Origin of the sequence: Acidovorax sp. SUPP3434 (assembly GCF_030159015.1) — a bacterium.
In the GTDB taxonomy this organism is placed as follows: domain Bacteria; phylum Pseudomonadota; class Gammaproteobacteria; order Burkholderiales; family Burkholderiaceae_C; genus Paracidovorax.
In genome coordinates, this window is the sequence record NZ_BQXL01000001.1 from 440,577 (window position 1) to 461,853 (window position 21,277).

At 68.1% G+C, this 21,277-nt stretch carries 21 protein-coding genes; 16 read left to right on the plus strand and 5 right to left on the minus strand.

Going from position 1 to position 21,277, the window contains the following annotated elements; genetic code table 11:
* Window positions 1-37 precede the first annotated feature (37 nt).
* Window positions 38-823 carry a GNAT family N-acetyltransferase gene (locus AVKW3434_RS01930; protein WP_284403901.1) on the minus strand — a complete coding sequence of 262 codons (786 nt, stop codon included), beginning with the start codon at window positions 821-823 and terminating at the stop codon, window positions 38-40.
* 131 nt (window positions 824-954) lie between these two features.
* Between AVKW3434_RS01930 and AVKW3434_RS01935 the strand changes: the two genes are divergently transcribed.
* From AVKW3434_RS01935 to AVKW3434_RS01970, 8 genes are all read left to right on the plus strand, one after another.
* Window positions 955-1,752, plus strand: coding sequence for a MetQ/NlpA family ABC transporter substrate-binding protein (locus AVKW3434_RS01935; RefSeq protein WP_284403903.1), 798 nt, complete (start codon window positions 955-957; stop codon window positions 1,750-1,752).
* A 242-nt stretch (window positions 1,753-1,994) separates the two neighbouring features.
* A complete protein-coding gene (locus AVKW3434_RS01940) occupies window positions 1,995-2,474 on the plus strand; it encodes a rhodanese-like domain-containing protein (RefSeq protein ID WP_284403906.1) in 480 nt (159 codons plus the stop codon).
* A 70-nt stretch (window positions 2,475-2,544) separates the two neighbouring features.
* Complete coding sequence (gene epsC, locus AVKW3434_RS01945; RefSeq protein ID WP_284403908.1) at window positions 2,545-3,444, plus strand: serine O-acetyltransferase EpsC; 900 nt, start codon at window positions 2,545-2,547, stop codon at window positions 3,442-3,444.
* A 69-nt stretch (window positions 3,445-3,513) separates the two neighbouring features.
* Window positions 3,514-3,783, plus strand: a complete 270-nt coding sequence (locus AVKW3434_RS01950) for a helix-turn-helix domain-containing protein (RefSeq protein WP_284403910.1) — start codon at window positions 3,514-3,516, stop codon at window positions 3,781-3,783.
* Between the two features lie 60 nt (window positions 3,784-3,843).
* Window positions 3,844-4,776: a family 2A encapsulin nanocompartment shell protein gene (locus tag AVKW3434_RS01955; RefSeq protein WP_272547788.1), complete on the plus strand. Its 933-nt coding sequence runs from the start codon at window positions 3,844-3,846 to the stop codon at window positions 4,774-4,776.
* A 16-nt stretch (window positions 4,777-4,792) separates the two neighbouring features.
* On the plus strand, window positions 4,793-6,841 hold the full coding sequence (locus tag AVKW3434_RS01960) for a family 2A encapsulin nanocompartment cargo protein cysteine desulfurase (protein WP_284403912.1): 2,049 nt from the start codon (window positions 4,793-4,795) through the stop codon (window positions 6,839-6,841).
* Window positions 6,842-7,103: 262 nt separating this feature from the next.
* A complete protein-coding gene (locus tag AVKW3434_RS01965; protein ID WP_284403915.1) occupies window positions 7,104-7,658 on the plus strand; it encodes an NADPH-dependent FMN reductase in 555 nt (184 codons plus the stop codon).
* Between the two features lie 123 nt (window positions 7,659-7,781).
* On the plus strand, window positions 7,782-8,738 hold the full coding sequence (locus AVKW3434_RS01970) for a bifunctional helix-turn-helix transcriptional regulator/GNAT family N-acetyltransferase (protein WP_502869011.1): 957 nt from the start codon (window positions 7,782-7,784) through the stop codon (window positions 8,736-8,738).
* Window positions 8,739-8,809: 71 nt separating this feature from the next.
* Here AVKW3434_RS01970 and AVKW3434_RS01975 read toward each other — a convergent pair whose 3' ends face one another.
* Window positions 8,810-9,454: an FMN-dependent NADH-azoreductase gene (locus AVKW3434_RS01975; RefSeq protein WP_284403919.1), complete on the minus strand. Its 645-nt coding sequence runs from the start codon at window positions 9,452-9,454 to the stop codon at window positions 8,810-8,812.
* A gap of 136 nt (window positions 9,455-9,590) precedes the next feature.
* Here AVKW3434_RS01975 and AVKW3434_RS01980 point away from each other — a divergent pair, with 136 nt between their 5' ends.
* From AVKW3434_RS01980 to AVKW3434_RS02010, 7 genes are all read left to right on the plus strand, one after another.
* Window positions 9,591-10,547, plus strand: coding sequence for a LysR substrate-binding domain-containing protein (locus AVKW3434_RS01980; protein ID WP_284404586.1), 957 nt, complete (start codon window positions 9,591-9,593; stop codon window positions 10,545-10,547).
* A gap of 181 nt (window positions 10,548-10,728) precedes the next feature.
* On the plus strand, window positions 10,729-11,406 hold the full coding sequence (locus AVKW3434_RS01985) for an RBBP9/YdeN family alpha/beta hydrolase (protein WP_284403921.1): 678 nt from the start codon (window positions 10,729-10,731) through the stop codon (window positions 11,404-11,406).
* A gap of 204 nt (window positions 11,407-11,610) precedes the next feature.
* Window positions 11,611-12,621 carry a sulfate ABC transporter substrate-binding protein gene (locus AVKW3434_RS01990; protein WP_272569056.1) on the plus strand — a complete coding sequence of 337 codons (1,011 nt, stop codon included), beginning with the start codon at window positions 11,611-11,613 and terminating at the stop codon, window positions 12,619-12,621.
* 3 nt (window positions 12,622-12,624) lie between these two features.
* Complete coding sequence (gene cysT / locus AVKW3434_RS01995) at window positions 12,625-13,512, plus strand: sulfate ABC transporter permease subunit CysT (RefSeq protein WP_272569058.1); 888 nt, start codon at window positions 12,625-12,627, stop codon at window positions 13,510-13,512.
* Window positions 13,509-14,435, plus strand: coding sequence for a sulfate ABC transporter permease subunit CysW (cysW, locus tag AVKW3434_RS02000; RefSeq protein ID WP_284403923.1), 927 nt, complete (start codon window positions 13,509-13,511; stop codon window positions 14,433-14,435). Before cysT ends, cysW begins: the two co-directional genes overlap by 4 nt.
* Before the next feature lie 13 nt (window positions 14,436-14,448).
* Window positions 14,449-15,573: a sulfate/molybdate ABC transporter ATP-binding protein gene (locus tag AVKW3434_RS02005; protein WP_284403925.1), complete on the plus strand. Its 1,125-nt coding sequence runs from the start codon at window positions 14,449-14,451 to the stop codon at window positions 15,571-15,573.
* Window positions 15,574-15,619: 46 nt separating this feature from the next.
* The gene (locus AVKW3434_RS02010; RefSeq protein WP_284403926.1) at window positions 15,620-16,153 is read left to right on the plus strand and encodes a disulfide bond formation protein B; all 534 of its coding nucleotides are present in this window, start codon (window positions 15,620-15,622) and stop codon (window positions 16,151-16,153) included.
* Between the two features lie 72 nt (window positions 16,154-16,225).
* Here the strand turns inward: AVKW3434_RS02010 and trhO are convergent, their stop codons facing one another.
* Both trhO and AVKW3434_RS02025 read right to left on the minus strand, forming a co-directional pair.
* Window positions 16,226-17,905: an oxygen-dependent tRNA uridine(34) hydroxylase TrhO gene (trhO, locus tag AVKW3434_RS24205; RefSeq protein ID WP_349816812.1), complete on the minus strand. Its 1,680-nt coding sequence runs from the start codon at window positions 17,903-17,905 to the stop codon at window positions 16,226-16,228.
* Between the two features lie 52 nt (window positions 17,906-17,957).
* Complete coding sequence (locus AVKW3434_RS02025; protein WP_284403928.1) at window positions 17,958-18,836, minus strand: LysR family transcriptional regulator; 879 nt, start codon at window positions 18,834-18,836, stop codon at window positions 17,958-17,960.
* 129 nt (window positions 18,837-18,965) lie between these two features.
* Here AVKW3434_RS02025 and bla point away from each other — a divergent pair, with 129 nt between their 5' ends.
* A complete protein-coding gene (gene bla / locus AVKW3434_RS02030; protein WP_284403930.1) occupies window positions 18,966-19,892 on the plus strand; it encodes a class A beta-lactamase in 927 nt (308 codons plus the stop codon).
* A gap of 28 nt (window positions 19,893-19,920) precedes the next feature.
* Here the strand turns inward: bla and argA are convergent, their stop codons facing one another.
* Window positions 19,921-21,267: an amino-acid N-acetyltransferase gene (argA, locus tag AVKW3434_RS02035; protein ID WP_284403932.1), complete on the minus strand. Its 1,347-nt coding sequence runs from the start codon at window positions 21,265-21,267 to the stop codon at window positions 19,921-19,923.
* Window positions 21,268-21,277 lie beyond the last annotated feature (10 nt).

Here is a 21,277-nt window from a genome sequence, read left to right on the forward strand (position 1 = left end):
GCGCGGGCCGGATTGCGTGGTCCGGCGGCCGCCCGCATCAAGGGGTGGATCCAGGGTGTGCCGGCACCCGGTAGTGGTAGCGGTAGGTGTCGGTGAACCCCAGCGCGGCGTACAGCCGCCGGGCCGTGGCATTCTCGCCGCGCACCTGCAGGTAGGCCGAACCCGCACCGCCCGCGCGGCCCCATTGCATCAGCGCCTGGACCAGCGCGCGGCCATGGCCCTGACCGCGGTGCGCGGGCGCCACCACGATGTCGAACAAACCGACGGTCCCGCGCTCGCGCACGCCCAGGCCGAAGCCCACGGCGCGGCCCTGCTGGCGCACGGTGGCGAAGGCGCAGGGCAGGGCGATCGACTGCACCATGGCATGGTGCGTGGCGTGGTGCGCCGCTGCCACGCCGTTGGCGGCGGCGAACCCGTCCAGCCATTCGGCCGTCGGCGCCTGCGCGATTTCCACCGAGGGCTGCAGCGGCGCGCCCTCCGGCAGAGGCGCCTGCATGACCCACGTGGGCTCGAAAAGCGCATAGCCCGCGTCCTGCAGCGACTGTTCGGCGCTGGCGCTCACCAGCGGCGAGATCCGGAACACGGGCCGCAGGCCCTGGCTGGCGTAGAGCGCTTGCGCTGCCTCGCGCACGCCGTCGAACGGCATTCCTGGCTCCAGCGCATTGACCGAATTGGCCCGCTTGGTGAAACCGCCGGACAGGCGGAACACCCAGCCCTGATGGAAAACGGTCTGCCGGGCGGGCCAGGCATTGAATGCGCGTTCTTCCAGGGCGCGCACGGTGGGCAAGTCGAAATCCGGAGCAGAGGTGGCATGGGAGGGCATGCAGGATTTATAGCAGCGCCATCTGCCCTTGTTTTTATGTCCACCCGTAGTAAGGAAATGAAAACGTATTCTTATGGGTTTTATAAGGCAAACCCTAAGATGCCGACATCTCTTCTCAAAAGGTGTTTTCCGTGAACAAGCGTTTCCTGCTGCAATCGACCCTCGCTTTGGCCCTGGCCGTTGGCTTTCAAACCGGCGCGCTGGCCCAGGACAAGCCGCTGAAGATCGGCGTCACCGCCGGCCCGCACGCGCAGATCTTCGAGCAGGTCAAGAAAGTCGCTGAAAAGGACGGTCTCAAGCTCCAGATCGTCGAGTTCAGCGACTACGTGCAGCCCAATGCGGCGCTGGCTTCCGGCGACCTGGATGCCAACAGCTACCAGCACAAGCCCTACCTGGACGCGCAGGTCAAGGACCGTGGCTACAAGCTCGTGTCGGCGGGCTACACGGTCAACTTCCCGATCGGCCTGTATTCCAAGAAGGTCAAGAAGCTCGAAGACCTGAAGGAAGGCGCCAAGTTCGGCATTCCCAACGACCCGACCAACGGCGGTCGCGTGCTGCTGGTGCTGCAGGACAAGGGGCTCATCAAGCTCAAGGAAGGCGCCGGCCTGAAGGCCACGCCGCTGGACGTCGTCTCCAACCCCAAGAAGCTGAAGTTCGTCGAACTCGATGCGGCGCAACTGGCCCGCTCGCTGGACGATCTGGACGCCGCCGCGGTCAACACCAACTTCGCGCTGTCCGCCGGCCTGAACCCCGCCAAGGACGCCATCGCGCAGGAAAGCGCCAAGAGCCCCTACGTCAACCTGATCGCCGTGCGCGAGGCCGACAAGGACAAGCCCTGGGTCGCCAAGCTCGTGAAGGCCTACCAGTCGGAAGAAATCCGCCAGTACATCCAGACGGAATTCACGGGCGCCGTGCTGCCGGGCTTCTGATCGGCCCGCGTTCGATCAAGCCGCCAGCGCCTTCCCGGGTGCTGGCGGCTTTTTTCATGGCTGCGGGGCGCCGAGGTGGGCCGTCAACGAGTCAACGGGCTGCTTAGATGTTTTTCGATGGAGAAACCGATTTTTTATTCGTTGGATTCGCGCCGGAGCGGTTCTACATTGGCTTGGACGGCCAGGCCCCGCCAAACGGACGGCTGCAGCCACCCATTCACACAGGTTCAAAGGAACGATCCATGTCCACCGCTGTGCAAGACACCGAACTGCCCTCCGCACTGCAAGCCGCCCACAACGACGCCCAGGCCTCGGGCCTGGCCCACGCCGGCGGCGTGCCGCCCACGGTTGCGTGGGACCTCTTCACCGCGGGCCAGGCCCTCCTGGTGGATGTCCGGTCAGGCGAAGAGCGCAAGTTCGTCGGCCATGTGCCGGGCAGCCTGCACGTGGCCTGGGCCACCGGCACGGCGCTCACCCGCAACCCCCGCTTCGTGCGCGAACTGGAGGCCGCCATCGCCAAGGCCGCCACGCGCGATGCCCCCGTGCTGCTGCTGTGCCGCAGCGGCAAGCGCTCGGTGCTGGCGGCCGAGGCCGCGGCCAAGGCGGGCCTGCAGAATGTCTTCAATGTGACCGAGGGCTTCGAAGGCGAGATCGACGACCGCCAGCAGCGCGGCGCGTCGGACGGCTGGCGCCATCACCGCCTGCCCTGGGTGCAGGACTGACGGCGGCCTCGCGGCCCCACCGGCGGCCCGCTGAGGGCCGCCATTTTTTCATCCCAGGCAGGAGGCCTTGATGGCTGTCTTCGAGATCGATCACATCGTGCAGTCGCTGCACGCCGTCCGCCGCGAATGGCGCGATTCCCAAAAGCGCTCCCAGGAACTCGGCGGGCGCGAATTTCCGTCGCGCGATGCGCTGGCACAGGCGCTGGAGCAGCTGAAGGGCGCGCTCTTTCCCATGCGTCTGGGGCCGCACGACCTGCGCCAGGAAAGCGAGGACTGGTACGTGGGCCACACGCTCGACCTGGCGCTGCACACCTTGCTGGCGCAGATCCGGCTGGAGCTGCGCTACGTCGCGCGCCAGCAGGGCTCGGGCGACGGCACGGCCATCGAGCCGCAGGCGCTGGAGGCCGCGCAGGCGTTCGCCGCATCGCTGCCGGACATCCGCCGACTGCTGGACAGCGACGTTCTCGCCGCCTACCAGGGCGACCCCGCCGCGCGCAGCGTGGACGAGGTGCTGCTGTGCTATCCAGGCGTGCTGGCCATGATCCACCACCGCATCGCGCACCGCCTCTACACGCTGGGCCTGCCGTTGCTGGCGCGCATCGTGGCCGAACTGGCGCACGGCCAGACCGGCATCGACATCCATCCGGGCGCGCAGATCGGCGCGGGTTTTTTCATCGACCACGGTACAGGCGTCGTGATCGGCGAGACGGCGGTAATCGGCGAGCGCGTGCGCCTGTACCAGGCCGTCACGCTGGGCGCCAAGCGCTTTCCCACGGATGCCGACGGGACTTTGCAGAAAGGTTTGCCGCGCCATCCGATCGTGGAGGACGACGTGGTCATCTATGCGGGCGCGACCGTGCTGGGCCGGGTCACTCTGGGGCGTGGGGCGGTCATCGGCGGCAACGTGTGGGTCACCCACGATGTGCCGCCGGGCGGCAACGTCACGCAGGCGGTGTCGCGAGAAGGGTAGGTGCGGCGCAGCCCCCGAAAACAGGGCGCAGCGCTGTAAAAGTATCAGCAAAAAGAAACAGGGAAACGCATGTCTGTACTGATCAAGAACTTCGGGGTCGCGGTGCGCCAGTCGCGTGAGGCGCAAGGCTGGTCGCAGGAACGGCTGGCCGAGCATTCGGACCTGAACCGCTCCTACGTCGGGGAGATCGAGCGGGGCGCCGCCATCGCCTCGCTGCTCACGGTGGAAAAGCTGGCCGGCGCCCTGGGCGTGCGGCCCTCGGCGCTAGTCACGCGGGGCAAGTCGATCGGCCATGCGAATCTCGTGCGGGGACTGCAATTGACGGCTATAGCCTGTTGAGCGATGCGTTGGAAGCTTTGACACTGCCCAGGCTTTCTTTAACAACGCACGGAGTTTTCCATGTCTGCAACTGTGGGCGGTACGACCGCCTTGGGTGACAACGCCGCACGGCAATTGGCCAACGCGACCAAGACGGTCCCCCAACTCGAAACCATCAGCCCCCGCTGGCTCACGCACCTGCTGCAATGGGTGCCGGTGGAGGCGGGCATCTACCGCCTGAACAAGGTCAAGAACCCGGAATCCATCCGCGTCACCTGCACGGCCAAGGAAGAAGAAAACCAGCTGCCGCGCACCTTCGTCGACTACGAAGAAAACCCGCGCGAATTCTTCCTGAACGCCGTGAGCACGGTGCTGGACGTGCACACCCGCGTGTCGGACCTGTACAGCAGCCCGCACGACCAGATCAAGGAGCAGCTGCGCCTGACGATCGAGACGATCAAGGAAAACCAGGAAAGCGAGCTGATCAACAACCCCGACTACGGCCTGCTGGCCCAGGTGACCGATGCGCAGCGCATCTTCCCGCTCACCGGTGCCCCCACGCCGGACGATCTGGACGAGCTACTCACCAAGGTATGGAAGGAGCCCGCATTCTTCCTCACCCACCCGCTCGCCATTGCCGCCTTCGGCCGCGAAGCCACGCGCCGCGGCACGCCGCCGCCCACGGTGAGCCTGTTCGGCTCGCAGTTCATCACGTGGCGCGGCATTCCGCTCATCCCGTCCGACAAGGTGCCGGTGGCCGACGGCAAGAGCAAGATCCTGCTGCTGCGCGTGGGCGACAAGCGCCAGGGCGTGGTGGGCCTGTTCCAGCCGGGCCTGGCGGGCGAGCAGGGGCCGGGCCTGTCGGTGCGCTTCATGGGCATCAACAACCACGCCATCGCGTCCTACCTGATCTCGCAGTACTGCTCGCTGGCCGTGCTCACCAGCGATGCGCTGGCCGTGCTGGACGATGTCGAGGTGAACAAGTACCACGACTACCCGGACACCTACAAGTGAAGCGCAAGGAGCGGCCATGACCCTCGCTTCCTTCTCGCCGGGCGCCGACGCGTCCGGCGCCCCCATCGACCCGGCGCTGATCGCGCGCATGGCCAATGCCCTGTTCTCGGCGCTGCCGGGCGAGGCGGCATCGCCTGCGGGCGTGCATTCAGCGGGCGGCCTGCCTTCGGTGCCGCCTTCGTCCGTGCCAGGCCTGGGCGCCGTGCCGCCGGGCGTGCAGGCGCCGGCCAACATCGCGCCGCCCGGCTCGCCCCTGGCCAGCCCCGCCGGCTTCGGGCCCAGCGTGCCCGGAACGCCGATCCCGCAGGGCCAGGTGCCCGGCACCAACCTGCTGCCGGCTTCGCCCACGCAGGTGCTGTCGCTCGGCCACCGCGCCCCCGCGCTGCTGCCGCACGCCACGGCGGCCAACGGCCTGCCCGACACGGTGGTGAGCACGCTGCCGGCCTACGAGCCGCGCCTTGGCAGCGGGGTGCTGGGCGTGCCCGAGGCCTCGGGCGCGAGCGCGTCGCAGGCCGCCGCCCATCCGGCAGCGCCTGCCTCTCCTGCCTCGCCGTACTACTTCGTCGGCGAGCGCCAGGCGCAGCCATCGCCCCGGGGCGCGCCGGTGCCCACGGCGCCGTCCGGCGACCGGCTGGATGCACTGGCGCGCCTGCCGTTCGCGCAGCCGCAGGCAGCGCAGGCGGGCCAGGCACCGGCCGCACCGGCCGGCCTGGCGGCTGCGCCGTCGTCCGATCCGAAGTTCTACTTCGTCGACGCGGTGGTGCTGCCCAGCGGCTACGTCACCCCGGCCAAGCCCGCGCCGCACGGTACCGTGCCGCTGGCGGGCCAGGGGCAGCACCCGCCGTTCGACGTGCACGCCATCCGGCGCGACTTTCCCGTGCTGTCCGAGCGCGTGAACGGCCGCCAGCTGGTGTGGTTCGACAACGCGGCCACCACGCACAAGCCGAAGGCGGTGATCGACCGCATCAGCCACTTCTACGCGCACGAGAATTCGAACATTCACCGCGCGGCGCATGAACTCGCCGCCCGCGCCACGGATGCCTACGAAGGCGCCCGCCAGCGCGTGAAGACGTTCATCAACGCGCCCGACGTGAACGAGGTGATCTTCGTGCGCGGCACCACCGAGGCCATCAACCTGGTGGCCAAGAGTTGGGGCGGCCAGCACGTGGGCGAGGGCGACGAGATCATCGTCAGCCATCTGGAGCACCACGCCAACATCGTGCCCTGGCAGCAGCTCGCTGCCGCCAAGGGGGCGAGGCTGCGCGTGATTCCGGTGGACGACTCCGGCCAGGTGCTGCTCGATGAATACCAGAAGCTCCTGAACGACCGCACGAAGATCGTCGCCGTCACGCAGGTCTCCAACGCGCTGGGCACCGTGGTGCCAGTCAAGGAGATCGTGGCGCTGGCCCACCGTGCGGGCGCGAAGGCGCTGGTCGATGGCGCGCAGTCGGTCTCGCACATGCGGGTGGACGTGCAGGACATCGGCGCGGACTTCTTCGTGTTCTCGGGCCACAAGGTGTTCGGGCCGACCGGCATCGGCGTGGTCTGGGGCAAGCGCGAAGTGCTCGAAGACATGCCCCCCTGGCAGGGCGGCGGCAACATGATTGCCGACGTGACGTTCGAGAAGACCGTGTTCCAGCCGATTCCGAACAAGTTCGAGGCCGGCACGGGCAACATCGCCGACGCGGTGGGCCTGGGCGCGGCGATCGACTACGTGAACCGCGTGGGGATCGAGAACATCGCGCGCTACGAGCACGAGTTGCTGGTGTACGGCATGCAGCAGCTGCGCGCCATCCCGGGCGTGCGGCTGATCGGCACGGCCGACGACAAGGCCAGCGTGATGTCGTTCGTGCTGGCCGGCTACTCGACCGAGGAAGTGGGCAAGGCGCTGAACGACGAAGGCATCGCCGTGCGCACCGGGCACCACTGCGCGCAGCCCATCCTGCGGCGATTCGGCGTGGAGACCACCGTGCGGCCGTCGCTCGCGTTCTACAACACGTTCGACGAGATCGACCGGCTGGTGCATGTGGTGCGCCGCCTCGCCGGCCAGCGCCGCGCCGGGTAGGACAAGCGCGCGTTTGCGCCAGGCCCCGCACCCCCGGATGCTGCGCTGCAGCGCCGGGGGTGTTTTGCTTGAAAAGGGCGCCAGCGCAATTAATACTAGGGCATGTAGCTACAAAAATAATAGCAAATGGCGTTTTGGCGTTCCTCGAAAGCGGGCCCTGAAGGCGCCGCGCGCAGCGCTGGAACGCCGCAGGCCGTGTCTATCATGGCCCGTTGCGGCCCCGCGCCGTTCCGTCTTTTTGGCTGTTTCACAAGGAGTGCTCATGGACCAATACCAGATCGCCGTCATCGTCGGCAGTCTCCGCAAGGACTCGTTCAACCGCAAGCTGGCCACGGCGCTGGCGCGGCTCGCGCCGCCGGACTTTCACTTCACGCAGCTGCGCATCGACGACCTGCCCCTGTACAACCAGGACGACGACGCCCATCCCGCTCCCGCCGTGCTGCGCCTGAAGACCGAGATCGCCCAGTCGCAGGGCCTGCTGTTCGTCACGCCCGAATACAACCGGTCGATTCCCGGCGTGCTCAAGAACGCGCTGGACCACGCCTCCCGCCCCTATGGGCAGAGCGCCTGGGGCGGCAAGCCGGCTGGCGTGATCGGGGCGTCGATCGGCGCCATCGGCACGGCCATGGCCCAGCAGCACCTGCGCAACGTGCTGGCCTACCTAGACGTGCCCACGCTGGGCCAGCCCGAAGCCTTCGTTCAGGCCAAGGATGGCTTGTTCGATGACGACGGCAACATCGGCGAGGCCAGCCGCCAGTTCCTGCAGGGCTGGGTCGAGAAGTACGTGGCCTGGGTCAAGCAGCACGCCAAGCTCTGACCAGCCCCTGGTTTTCAGCGCCTCCAGTCCGGCCGCCCCGCCATGGGCGGCCGGACTTTTTTATTTGCCTTTCGTGTTTTTAATTGCTAAAGTCAATCAATTGTTTGATGAAGGCAAATGAACATGGCGTCAGATCCCCAGGTCGCTCCCGTGCCCGCGCCCGTCCCCGCAGCAGCGGTCAAGGCGCTTCGGCAGTTCAACCGGTTCTTCACGCGCCGCATCGGCGTGCTCGATGCCTATCTGGGCAGCGACCTATCTCTGACCGACGTGCGCGTGCTCTACGAGCTGGCCCACCGCACCGAGCCCGTCGCCACCGACATCGCCAGGGACCTGGGCCTGGACGCCGGCTATCTGAGCCGCATCCTGCGCCGGTTCGAGAAGGCCGGCTGGCTGGAGCGCCGCCCGGGCAAACGGGATGCGCGCCAGAGCCTGCTGCGCCTGACCGATGCCGGACACGCCGCGTTTGCCCCGCTGCAGCAGCGCTCGCGCGACGAGGCGGCGGCCATCCTGGCGCGCTTGTCGCCCGTGCAGCAGGCCGATGCGCTGGCCGCCATGCAGCGCCTGGAGACGCTGCTGTCTCCCGAGCCGTCCGGCCGCCCCCGCCTCGTGGTGCTGCGCGACCCGGTGCCCGGTGACATGGGCTGGGTGGTGCAGATGCATGGCGAAATCTACTGGCGCGAATACGGCTGGAACCAGGCGTTCGAGGCCATGGTGGCCGAGATCGCCGCGCGGTTCGTGCGCGAATTCCAGCCCGGGTTCGACCGGTGCTGGATCGCCGAGGTGGATGGCGAGCGCATGGGGGCGGCCTTCGTGGTGCGCGAGTCCGACACCACCGCCCGGCTGCGCATGCTGATCCTGGCGCCCCAGGCGCGGGGCATGGGGCTGGGCGGCCGGCTGGTGGACGAGTGCATCGCCTTCGCGCGGGGCCAGGGCTACGCGGAGATGACGTTGTGGACCAACAGCTGCCTGGTCGCGGCCCGCCACCTGTATGCGCAGCGCGGCTTCACGCTCGTGGCCTCGGAGCCTTATACCGCCTACGGCCAGTCCCTGGTGGGCGAGACCTGGACGCGTGCGCTGTAGGCGCCTTGCGGCGCACGCAAAAAAGCCGGCGCAAGGCCGGGTTTCTGGGGACAGTACAGTCCTTCGGTGGATCAGGCGGCTTCGGCCACCGCTTCCTGGCGGGATTGCGCCACGTGGGCCCGGATGTCGGAATCCGCGCTGTCCAGGGCCTTGGACTTGGCGTCCGGGCCCATGGCCACGCCTTCGGCGCGCACGAAGCGCACGTCGGTGATGCCGAAGAAGGCGAACACGGTCTGCAGGTAGCTCTCCTGGTGTTCCATAGCGCGGCCGGCATCGCTCGTCGAATACACACCGCCGCGGCTGGAGGCGACGATCACCGTCTTGCCCTTGGCCAGGCCCTGCGGGCCCGTGGCGGTGTAGGTGAACGTGCGGCCCGGCTGGGCGATGCGGTCGATCCAGGCCTTGAGCTGCGTGGGAATGCCGAAGTTGTAGAGCGGCGCGCCGACCACGACCACATCGGCCGCCAGGAACTGGCTCACCAGCTGTTCGGACACGGCGTTTTCGCGGCGCTGTGTTTCACTCAGGCCTTCGGTCTGGCCGGTGCGCGGCGCCATGGCCTCCATCGTGAAATGGGCCGGTGCCTGGGCGACCAGGTCCAGGTGCTGCACTTGCGTGCCGGGATGGGCCTCGACCCACGCCGCCACGGTGCGGGCGGTGAGTTGGCGCGAGACGGACTGGTCGCCGGTGATGGCGGAATCGATGTGCAGCAGTTGCATGGAAGGTTCTCCTCGGGATGGGGGCCGCACCCGGTGTGCAGCGTTGGATAGATTGTGCAGATGAGCGCATTGATTGATAAGCCAGCCACTTTGCGATAGATTGTTCTATGGGTGGAACAATCTGCGAGGGATGACGGTGCAAGATCTCAACGACATGCTGTATTTCGCCGAGGTGGTCGAGCGCGGCGGGTTCGCCGCCGCGGGCCGGGCGCTCGGTATCCCCAAGTCGCGCCTGTCGCGCCGCGTCTCCGATCTGGAGGCGCAACTGGGCGTGCGGCTGCTGCAGCGCACCACGCGCAAGCTGTCGCTCACCGAGGTGGGCGAGGCCTATCTGCGCCACTGCCAGGCCATGCGCGAGTCCGCGCAGGCGGCGGCCGACACGGTGGCCCACGTCCAGGCTGAGCCGCGCGGCACGATCCGCGTGGTGTGCCCCGTCACGATCGCGCAGACCCTGCTGGGCGAGATGATGCCGGTGTTCATGGCGCGCTACCCCCTCGTGCGGGTGGAGATCCAGGTGAGCAACCGCGTGGTCAACCTGGTGGAGGAGGGCATCGATGTGGCGCTGCGCGTACGGGCCAAGCTGGACGACAGCGGCAGCATGGTCATCAAGCGGCTGAGCGAGGGCGACCTGCTGCTGGTCGCCAGCCCTACCCAACTGGCGCGCCAGGGCACGCCGCACACCCTGGAGGAACTGGCGCGCATGGACAGCATCGCCATGTCGGCCGCCGACGGCCGTGCTTCGCTGCGGCTGGTCGGCCCCGGAGGGCAGGAGGCGGTGTGGCAGCACAGCCCGCGCTACGTGGCCGACGACCTGCTCACGCTCAAGCTGGCCGCGGAAGGCGGCGTGGGCATCTGCTGGCTGCCCGACTACATGTGCCAGGACGAATTGCGCAGCGGCCGATTGGTGCACCTGCTGCCCGAATGGGCCCCGGAGCGTGGGGTGATGCACGCGGTGTTCCCCTCCCGCCGCGGTCTGACGCCCGCGGTCCGACGGTTTCTGGACTTTCTGGGCGAGACGCTGCAAGGCGCGACGACGGCGGTGCTGGCATCCGAGACCGAGGGCCTGGGCAGCGCGGCGTCGGTCGCTTCTTAAGATCAATTCGTGATTAATTCAAAAGAATATATTCGTTTGGGTTTTAAGGGCGGAATCGCAGAATGGGCCGCATCCACCGTTGAGGAGCCTGTTCCATGGCCACTGCACTGTCGTTCCGCACCTCCCGTGGGGTTCGAATCTTTCCCTTGTTCCATGCCCTGGCCACCGTGCCTTGCCGGCCATGAGCAGTAGCGCACCCACGCCTTTGTCCGAATCCGGGCGGCCGGTCGGCCGGCTCGAGGGCGCAGCGCCGCAGGCGGCCCCGCCCGCACGCACCGCTGCGGGCGGCCCGGTCTCGGTGGTCATCGTCCCGGGCTGGCGCGATTCCGGACCCGGCCACTGGCAGAGCCTGTGGGCGGAGCGGCTGCCCGGCGCACGGCGCGTGGTGCAGGACGACTGGGTCACGCCCGCGCGGGCGCCCTGGGTGGCGGCGCTGGAGCGCACCGTGCTGGAGGCGCCGCACCCGGTCGTGCTGGTGGCGCACAGCCTGGGCTGCATCACCGCGACGCACATGGGCGAGCCGGCCGCGGCCCGGGTGCAGGGCGCCTTGCTGGTCGCCCCGGCCGATCCGGAACGCCGGGCGGTGCTGAGCGACTTCGCCCCCGTGCCTTATGCGCCGCTGCCTTACCGCAGCATCCTGGTGGCGAGCAGCAACGATCCCTACTGCCCCATCCGCCTGGCCGGCGCCTACGCGAGGGCCTGGGGCAGCGAGTTCGTTCGCCTGCCGCAGGCGGGGCATGTGAACGTGGACTCGGGCCATGGCGAATGGCCCCTGGGCTGGGCACTGCTGCATTCGCTGGTGGATGGCGCGGAGTGGGGCCTCGGCCAGGGTGCCACGGAGACCCGTTCCGCCGCCTGATAGGTTTGCTATTGTTTTTGTAGCTATGCGCCCTGGTATCCATTGCACTAGGGGCCTTTTTGGCTGAAACCTGCTGCACCGCCCCTTGTTTTTGCCGGGGTTCTATATTCTGGAAGTCGATTAATTAACAAGAATATATTCTTTTGAGTTTTAAGCGCTGCCGCCCACAATCGGTTTCACTTTTTCAGTAACGAGGGCGCAGACATGACTTCCCGGACAAAACTCAAGACTTTCCTGGCCGTAGTGGCCCTGGTGGCCGGCGGCGTCGCGTCGGCACAGACGTCCACGCTGCTGAACGCTTCCTACGACGTGGCCCGCGAGTTCTACAAGGACTACAACCCCGCCTTCGCCGCCCATTACAAGAAGACCACCGGCAAGGACGTGAAGATCGACCAGGCCCATGGCGGCTCCAGCGCCCAGGCCCGCGCGGTCAACGACGGCCTCGACGCCGACGTGGTCACGATGAACACCACCACCGACATCGACTTCCTCGCCACCAACGGCGTGGTCGCCAAGGACTGGGCCAAGCGCTTCCCCAACGATGCATCGCCCACCACCTCGACCATGCTGTTCCTGGTACGCAAGGGCAACCCCAAGAACATCAAGGACTGGGACGATCTCGCCAAGCCCGGCGTGCAGGTCGTGGTGGTGAACCCCAAGACCGGCGGCAACGGCCGCTACGCCTACCTGGCGGCCTGGGGCAGCGTGCGCGAGAAGGGCGGCACCGACGCCCAGGCCGCTGAGTTCGTGGGCCAGGTGTTCAAGAACGTGCCCGTGCTGGGCAAGGGCGGCCGCGACGCCACCAGCATCTTCCTGCAGCGCAACACCGGCGATGTGTTGATCACGTTCGAATCCGAGGTGCTGTCCATCGAGCGCGAATTCGGCAAGGGCAAGGTCGATGCCGTTTACCCGTCCAGCAGCGTGCTGGCCGAAAACCCCGTCGCGGTGGTCGAGCGCACCGTCGCCAAGAAGGGCACGGGCGAGCTGGCCAAGGCCTATCTGGACTACCTCTACTCCGATGAGGCGCAGGAGATCGCGGCCCGCCACGCGCTGCGTCCGCGTTCCGAAGCGGTGCTGAAAAAGCACGCCGACCTGTTCAAGCCCGTCAAGCTGTTCACCGTGGCCAAGTACTTCGGCTCGCTCGGCGAGGCACAGAAGGTGCACTTCAACGATGGCGGCCAGTTCGACAAGCTCTACACCCCCGGCGCCAAGTAAGACATGAACGCTGCGACCTCTGCCTTGCCCGGCGCCGCCGTGGCGTCCACGGGCGGGGCCCGGCGCAGCCCGAAGCGGGTTCTGCCCGGCTTCGGCCTGACGCTGGGCTACACCATCTTTTACCTGAGCATCATCGTGCTCATCCCGCTGTCGGCGCTGGTCTTCAAGACCTTCACGCTGACCTGGGACCAGTTCTGGACCGCCATCAGCGCGCCGCGCGTGCTGGCGTCCTACCGTCTCACCTTCGGCGCGTCGTTCATCGCCGCAGTGGTCAACCTCGTGTTCGGGCTGCTGATCGCCTGGGTGCTGGTGCGCTACCGCTTTCCGGGCAAGAAGATCGTCGATGCCCTGGTGGACCTGCCGTTCGCGCTGCCCACGGCGGTGGCGGGCATTTCGCTCACCGCCTTGCTGGCCGGCAACGGCTGGGTGGGGCAGTACCTGGAGCCGCTGGGCATCCAGCTGGCCTTCAAGCCCGCCGGTGTGGTGATCGCGCTGATCTTCATCGGGCTGCCCTTCGTGGTGCGCACGGTGCAGCCGGTGCTGGAAGACGCCGAGAAGGAACTGGAAGAAGCCGCCACCAGCCTGGGCGCCACGCGCTGGCAGATCTTCACGCGCGTCATCCTGCCCGCGATCACCCCGGCGCTGCTCACGGGCTTTGCCATGGCGTTCGCGCGGGCGGTGGGTGAATACGGCTCGGTCATCTTCATCGCGGGCAACATGCCCATGATCTCCGAGATCACGCCCCTCATCATCATCGGCAAGCTGGAGCAGTACGACTACGCGGGCGCCACGGCGGTCGCGGTGGTGATGCTGGTGATCTCCTTCGCGCTGCTGCTCGTCATCAACGCATTGCAGGCCTGGCAGCGCCGCCACGCAGGAGCCCCGGCATGACTTCCACCGCTTCCAACTCCGGCGGGCGCAACGTGGTGCGACGCGCCCAGGCCGGCACGACCGAGGCCCCCTGGGTGCGCTGGACGCTGATCGGCATCGCGCTCGCGTTCCTGCTGCTGTTCCTCGTGCTGCCGCTGGCCGCCGTGTTCACCGAGGCGCTGCGCAAGGGCTTCGGCGCCTACGTGGCGGCGCTCAAGGAGCCCGATGCCTGGGCCGCCATCCGGCTGACTCTCATCACCGCGGCCATCGCGGTGCCGCTGAACCTGGTGTTCGGCGTGGCGGCGGCCTGGGCCATCGCCAAGTACGAGTTCCGGGGCAAGGCGTTCCTGACCACGCTGGTGGACCTGCCGTTTTCCGTCTCGCCCGTGGTGGCGGGCCTGGTGTACGTGCTGATGTTCGGCGCCAACGGATGGTTCGGCCCCTGGCTGGCGGCGCACGACGTCAAGATCATCTTCGCCGTGCCGGGCATCGTGCTGGCGACGATCTTCGTGACCTTCCCGTTCATCGCGCGCGAGCTGATTCCGCTCATGCAGGCCCAGGGCAGCGACGAGGAGCAGGCGGCCATCGTGCTGGGCGCGAGCGGCTGGCAGACCTTCTGGTACGTGACGCTGCCCAACATCAAGTGGGGCCTGCTGTACGGCGTGATCCTGTGCAATGCGCGCGCCATGGGCGAGTTCGGCGCGGTGTCGGTCGTCTCGGGCCACATCCGCGGGCAGACCAACACCATTCCGCTGCACGTGGAGATTCTCTACAACGAATACCAGTCCGTGGCGGCGTTCGCTGCGGCCTCGCTGCTGGCCCTGCTGGCACTGGTCACGCTGGTCATCAAGTCCATTGCCGAATGGCGCAACGAGCAGGAGCGCAAGGCCGCGGCCGCGCTGCCGCCCGAGCGCCCCGCACCCGCCGCCGTGGGCGCGCGCTGAACGAAAGCACACCATGAGCATTGAAATCCGCAACATCAGCAAGCAGTTCGGCAGCTTCCAGGCACTGCGCGACGTGAGCCTGGACATCCAGTCCGGCGAACTCATCGCGCTGCTCGGCCCCTCGGGCTGCGGCAAGACCACGCTGCTGCGCATCATCGCGGGGTTGGAGACGCCCGACTTGGGCACCATCCATTTCTCGGGCGAGGACACCACCGACGTGCACGTGCGCGACCGCGGCGTGGGCTTCGTCTTCCAGCACTATGCGCTGTTCCGGCACATGACGGTGTTCGAGAACGTCGCCTTCGGCCTGCGCGTGAAGCCGCGCGGCGAGCGCCCGAGCGATGCGCAGATCAAGCAGAAGGTGACCGACCTGCTCAAGCTCGTGCAGCTCGACTGGCTGGCCGACCGCTATCCGTCGCAATTGTCCGGCGGCCAGCGCCAGCGCATCGCCCTGGCGCGCGCCCTGGCGGTGGAGCCCAAGGTGCTGCTGCTGGACGAGCCCTTCGGCGCGCTCGATGCCAAGGTGCGCAAGGAGCTGCGCCGGTGGCTGCGCCGCCTGCACGACGAACTGCACGTGACCAGCATCTTCGTGACCCACGATCAGGAGGAAGCCCTGGAAGTGGCCGACCGCGTGGTGGTCATCAACCAGGGCCGCATCGAGCAGAGCGGCTCGCCCCAGGAAGTATGGGACCAGCCGGCCAGCCCGTTCGTCTATGGCTTCCTGGGCGACGTGAACCTGTTCCGGGGCCGCGCCCACGAGGGGCTGGTGCATGTGGAAGGCATGGCCATCGATTCGCCCGAGCATGCGGGCGCCCAGAACGCCAGTGCCTTTGCCTATGTGCGTCCGCACGACCTGGACGTGCAGCGCTACTCGCCCGGCGAAGGCGTGGACGCCGACGGGCGACCGCGCGGCATCGTCGCGCAGCTCAGCCGTGCCATCGTCGTGGGGCCGATCGCGCGCCTGGAACTTATTCCCGATGCCGACCACAAACCAGCGGACAATGCGAGCCCCGACTCGGTGATCGAGGCGCAGATTCCTGCGCAGCAGTACCGGGAGATGGGTTTCAGGGAGGGTGAAACGCTGGTGGTCACACCGCGCCGCGCCCGCGTTTTTCTGGACCACGCCGCCGGTATCTGATGCAGCCTTCGAGGGCTGCCGACCGCGGCCTTCAAGGACAAGAACAATGGTGTTGAACTGGTTGGATGCCGCGCCCCGCCGCGTGCTGGGCCTCATCGCGGCGGCCTGCGTGGCCATGCTGGCTTTTGGCATGTACCTGCAGCATGTCGTGGGGCTCGAGCCCTGCCCGATGTGCATCGTGCAGCGCTATGCGCTCATTGGGGTCGCGGTGTTTGCGGCCCTGGCCAGCGCCCGGGGCACCCGGGGCTGGTGGATGTCGTGGGCCTTCCTGGCGCTGCTGTCGTCGGGATTCGGCGCCTTCGTGGCGGCGCGGCAAAGCTGGCTGCAGTGGTACCCGCCCGAGATTGCCACCTGCGGGCGCGACTTCTACGGAATGATCGAGCACTTCCCCATCGGCCGCGCGATCCCCATGATCTTCCGCGGTTCGGGCGACTGCGCTGCGGTGGACTGGACCTTCCTCGGCGGCTCCATCGCCAACTGGTCGTTCATCTGCTTCGTGCTCATGGCCGTCGTGCTGCTGGTGCTGCTGGCCCGTGGCGGGCGAGGGGGCGCCAACCGCCGCTCTCTGGCTGCGGCTTGAAACCCGCCTGAACCCCGTTGAATGAAAAAGGCGCCCTGAACAGGCGCCTTTTTCTTGGGCGTTGCAAATCCTTCAGATCGGTGCCGGCGCTGCCACGGGCTCCTGGGCGGGAAACACCGGGCCCCGGGTTCCGGGCACCCAGGGCGCCCTCTTGTCCATCACCTGCGTGAACGCCGTGCTGGCCTCCCACGCTGTCAGCCACTTTCGCACATGGGGCCAGGGGCCCGCCTGCCAAGCCATGGCGTCGATGCCCGCAAACTGGCGCACGAACGGCATGATGGCCACGTCGGCCAGCGTGGGCTGCGGACCGCACAGGAAGGCGTTTTGCGCCAGCCGCGCATCCCACTGGGCCAGGAACGCGGTGGCGGTGGCCTGGGGCATTGGTGCGTCATTCGCGCCGTTTACCGTGCCGGTCTGCTGCGGATAGCGGTTCGGGTACTTGCAGCGGTCCAGGGCCTGTTTGAAGGTGCCGTCGCAGGCCGCGATGAGCGCATCGGCGTCCCGGGCCGTTGCGGCATCTTCGGCCATCCAGCCCTGTGGATCGTGGCGAGCGAGCGCCCAGCGCATGATCTCCAGGCTTTGTTCCAGCACCCGGCCATCGGGCAGCACCAGCACGGGCACCGTGGCTTTGGGCGATGCGTCCCGCAACGCCTGCGGCTTGTCGCGCAGCACCACCTCGCGCAATTCACAGGCCTGTCCGCTGGCCGCGATCGCCATGCGGGCGCGCATGGCGTAGGGGCAGCGGCGAAAGGAATACAGCACGGGCAGGCCGTTGGACGTGTCTGAGGGTTGATCATCGTCGGACTGCGCCACACCTGAGGAGGAGCCCAGGCGCGCACCGATGTGGTCCTGCCCGCGCTGCCGCGCGAGCACCATCTGTTGCTCGCGCTCGGCCAGGGCGCGCTCCTGCTCGGGCGTGCGCGTGCCATGGCAATAGGGGCAGCTCACGCCGGGGCGGTACTGGGGCGATGCGAGCTCGGCCTCGCCCAGCGGCATGCGGCAGGACCGGCACAGCTGGTGCCGGCCTGTGGACAGGCCGTGGCCGACCGACACGCGTTCATCGAACACGAAACAATCGCCGTGCCAGCGGCTGTCTTCGGCGGGCACGTCTTCCAGGTACTGCAGGATGCCGCCGTCCAGGTGGAACACCTCGTCGAAGCCCTGCGACTTGAGCAGGGCGGTGGACTTCTCGCACCGGATGCCGCCCGTGCAGAACATGGCCACCTTGGGCCGGTGTGCCAGCACGCCGCCCGGCGCGCGCTGCTGCTCCACCCAGGCCGGAAACTCCGTGAAGCTGCGCGTGCGCGGGTTGATCGCCCGGGCGAAGCTGCCGATGCCCACTTCATAGTCGTTGCGCACGTCGATCACCACCACCTCGGGGTCGTCGATCAGGGCGTTCCATTGCGCCGGCGGCACGTGCGTGCCGGCATTGCGTGCCGGGTCCAGTCCGGTCACGCCCAGGGTGACGATCTCGCGCTTGAGCCGCACCCGCATGCGGTAGAACGGCATGCGGTCGCCCAGCGCCTCCTTGTGGCGCAGGCCGGCCAGCCGCTCATCGGCACGAAGCCAGGCCAGCACGGCCCGCACGCCTGCGGGCTCCCCTGCGATCGTGCCGTTGATCCCCTCTGGCGCCAGCAGCAGCAGGCCCCGCACGCCATGGGCCTCGCACACGGATTGCAGTGGTGGCTGCAGTGCGGCGCAGTCGGGCAGATCGACGAAATGGTAGAGGGCGGCGGTGAGGATCTCGGGCATGGGGTGGCGATGATAGCGGGGCATCTGGAACGGCCGGGGCGCGGGCGGCCGATCAGGCCGGGTTGCTCGATGCACTGCCGCAGCCGGCCAGCAGCCAGCCGCGAAAGGCCTGCAGCGCAGCACTGGGCGGGCGGGATTTCAAGCGCGTGAGCCAGTAGGCACCCAATGCGATGTGCGTGCCAAAGGGCTGCACGAGCCGCCCCTGTTGCAACTCCCTTTGAAAAAGCCGCACCGGCAGCAGCGCCACGCCCGCGCCCTGCGCGGCGGCCTCGGCCAAGGCCAGGGAGGAGTCGAACACCGTGCCCCGCACGAGCGGGCAGGGCACACCGGCCGCGCTGAACCAGGCGGCCCACTCGTCCGCGCGGTACGAACGCAGCAGCGATTCGTGCGCCAGGTCGGCCGGCGCTCGCAGCCGCGGGGCGATGGAGGGCGCGCACATGGCGGACAGCGGCGCTTCCAGCAGGCGGTCGGCCTCGGTGCCATGCCAGGCGCCGTCCCCGAACCGGATGGCGCAGTCCAGTCCCTCGCCCGCGATGTCCACCCGGTTGTTGTGCGTGAGCAGGCGCAGGTCCACGAAGGGACATGCCTGCTGGAACTCGCGCAGCCGCGGCAGCAGCCACCCCACGGCGAAGGTGCCCACGGCGCCGACGGTGAGCACTTCGCGGGGGCGGGTGTCGCTGAACTGCTCCAGGGCACCGGCAATGCGGCCGAACGCGTCGGCCAGCACCGGCAGCAGGGCCAGGCCTTCGTCCGTCAATGCCAGCCCACGCGGCAGGCGCCGAAACAGCGGTTTGCCCAGGCGCTCTTCGAGGTTGCGGATGTGCTGGCTCACCGCGGTCTGGGTCACGCACAGTTCCTGGGCCGCACGGGTGAGATTGAGGTGGCGCGCCGAGACCTCGAAGGCGCGCAGGGCATTGAGGGGCAAGTGCATGGCGTCGGAATCAGGCGGGCAAGTAGCAAGCAGTTTTTCTTGGGGCTCTTCCCGATTATTGTCGATGGTGCTCTGGCCGACATGTCTCTATCGTTCGGGTCTTCTTGCTTTCAACGACAGGTTCATTCCATGCAAAGACGCCAGTTTTCCTTTGATCTCTTCGCCGCCGTGGCCGCCGCTTCGACGGCCGCCTTGTGGGCCGGCCCGGCCCATGCCGCCGCGCCTGCGGGCCAGCGCAACGCGCGGGAGGTGGCCTGGCAGGCCGCCATGCAGCGGCTCGAATCGGCACTGGACGGCCACCCCAACGCGCGGCTCGGGGTCGCCATGCTCGACACCGGCTCCGGGCTGTCGCTGGGCTGGCGCCAGGACGAGCGCTTTCCCATGGCCAGCACCTTCAAGCTGCTGCTGGCCGCGTGGATGCTGGAGCGGGTCGACCGGGGCCAGGAGGCGTTGGACCGCCGGGTGCATTTCGACGCGTCGGCGCTCGTCGCCTATTCGCCGGTGACGGAAAAGCGGGTGGGCGACGTCGGCATCACGGTCGGCGAGCTGTGCGAAGGCACCGTCACGCTGAGCGACAACACCGCGGCCAACCTGCTGCTGTCGCGCCACGGCGGCCCGCAGGGCTTCACCGCCTTCGCGCGGAGCCTGGGCGACACGGTGACGCGGCTGGATCGCACCGAGCCCACGCTGAACGAGGCCATCGCGGGCGATCCGCGCGACACCACCACGCCGCAGGCCATGCTGCAGTCGCTGCGCAAGGTGGCCTTGGGCGATGCGCTGAGCCCGGCCTCGCGCGCCCAGCTGGTCGAATGGATCGTGGCCACGAAGACGGGCGACAAGCGGCTGCGTTCCGGCGTGCCGGGCTGGCAGGTGGGCGACAAGACGGGCACGGGCAACCAGGGTTCGTCCAACGACATCGGCGTGCTGTGGCCGCCCGGCGGCGGTGCGCCCATCGTGGTCACCTGCTACATCACCCAGACCACCGCCACGCCGGAAAAGCGCGATGCCACCATCGCCGAGGTGGCGCGCCAGGTGGCCCGGGCGGTCGCCGCCTGAGCGGTGTGGCCGCAGGCCGGGCCGCCGCCTACAGTTTCTTGACGAGCACCTGGCTGCGGCGGTCCCAGTTGTACTTGCGCTTGCGGGCCTCGGGCAGCCACTCGGGGTCCACGGGCTGGAAGCCGCGCTTGATGAACCAGTGCATGGTGCGCGTGGTGAGCACGAAGAGGCTGGTCAGGCCCATGCCCCGCGCCCGCTGCTCGATGCGCTTGAGCAGCTTTTCGCCGTCGCCCGTGCCCTGGCTGTGCGGCGACACGGTCACGGCCGCCATCTCGGCCGTGCTGCCCTCCGGATAGGGGTAGAGCGCCGCGCAGCCGAAGATCACGCCGTCGTGTTCGATGATGGTGTAGTTGGCGATGTCGCGTTCGATCTCGGTGCGGTCGCGCTTGACGAGCGTGCCATCCTTCTCGAACGGCTCGATCAACTGCAGGATGCCGCCCACGTCGTCCGGCGTGGCCTCGCGCAGTTCTTCCAGCTTCTCATCGACCACCATGGTGCCGATGCCGTCGTGCACGTAGATCTCCAGCAGCAGCGCACCGTCCACCGCGAAAGGAATGATGTGGCTGCGCTCCACGCCGTTCTGGCAGGCCTTCACGCAGTGCTGCAGATAGAACGCGGTGTCGGTCGGCCGCTGGCTGGGCGGCACGCGGGCCAGCATCTGCCGGGCCTGGGCCAGCGGCAGTTCCGTGTCGATCGGGTTGTCGTCGCTCTCGGGCTCGTCGGGGTTCATGCGGATGCCGGGCACCTCGCACACGAAGACCAGCTTGTCGGCCTTGAGCGCGATCGCCACCGAGGTCGCGACCTCTTCCATCGTCAGGTTGAAGGCCTCGCCGGTGGGCGAGAAGCCGAAGGGCGACAGCAGCACCAGCGCGTCCATGTCGAGCGAGCGCCGGATGCCCGCCACATCCACCTTGCGCACCAGGCCCGAATGCTGGAAATCCACCCCTTCCACGATGCCCACGGGCCGCGCCGTCAGAAAGTTGCCGGAGATCACGCGCACCGTGGAGCCCGCCATCGGCGTGTTGGGCAGGCCCTGGCTGAAGGCGGCCTCGATCTCGTAGCGCAACTGGCCCGCGGCCTCCTGCGCGCAGTCGAGCGCTACCGAATCGGTGACGCGGATGCCGTGCGAATATTTCTCGGCATGCCCCTTGGCCGCAAGCTGCTCGTTCACCTGCGGGCGAAAGCCATGCACGAGCACGATCTTCACGCCCATCGCCTGGATCATGGCCAGGTCCTGCGCGATGGCCTGGAGCTTGCCGGCCGCGATGGCCTCCCCCGTGAGCCCGATCACGAAGGTCTGGTGGCGGAACTTGTGGATGTACGGCGCAACCGAGCGGAACCAGGGGACAAAGGTGAAGTTGAAGACGGCGGACATGGCGAAAGGG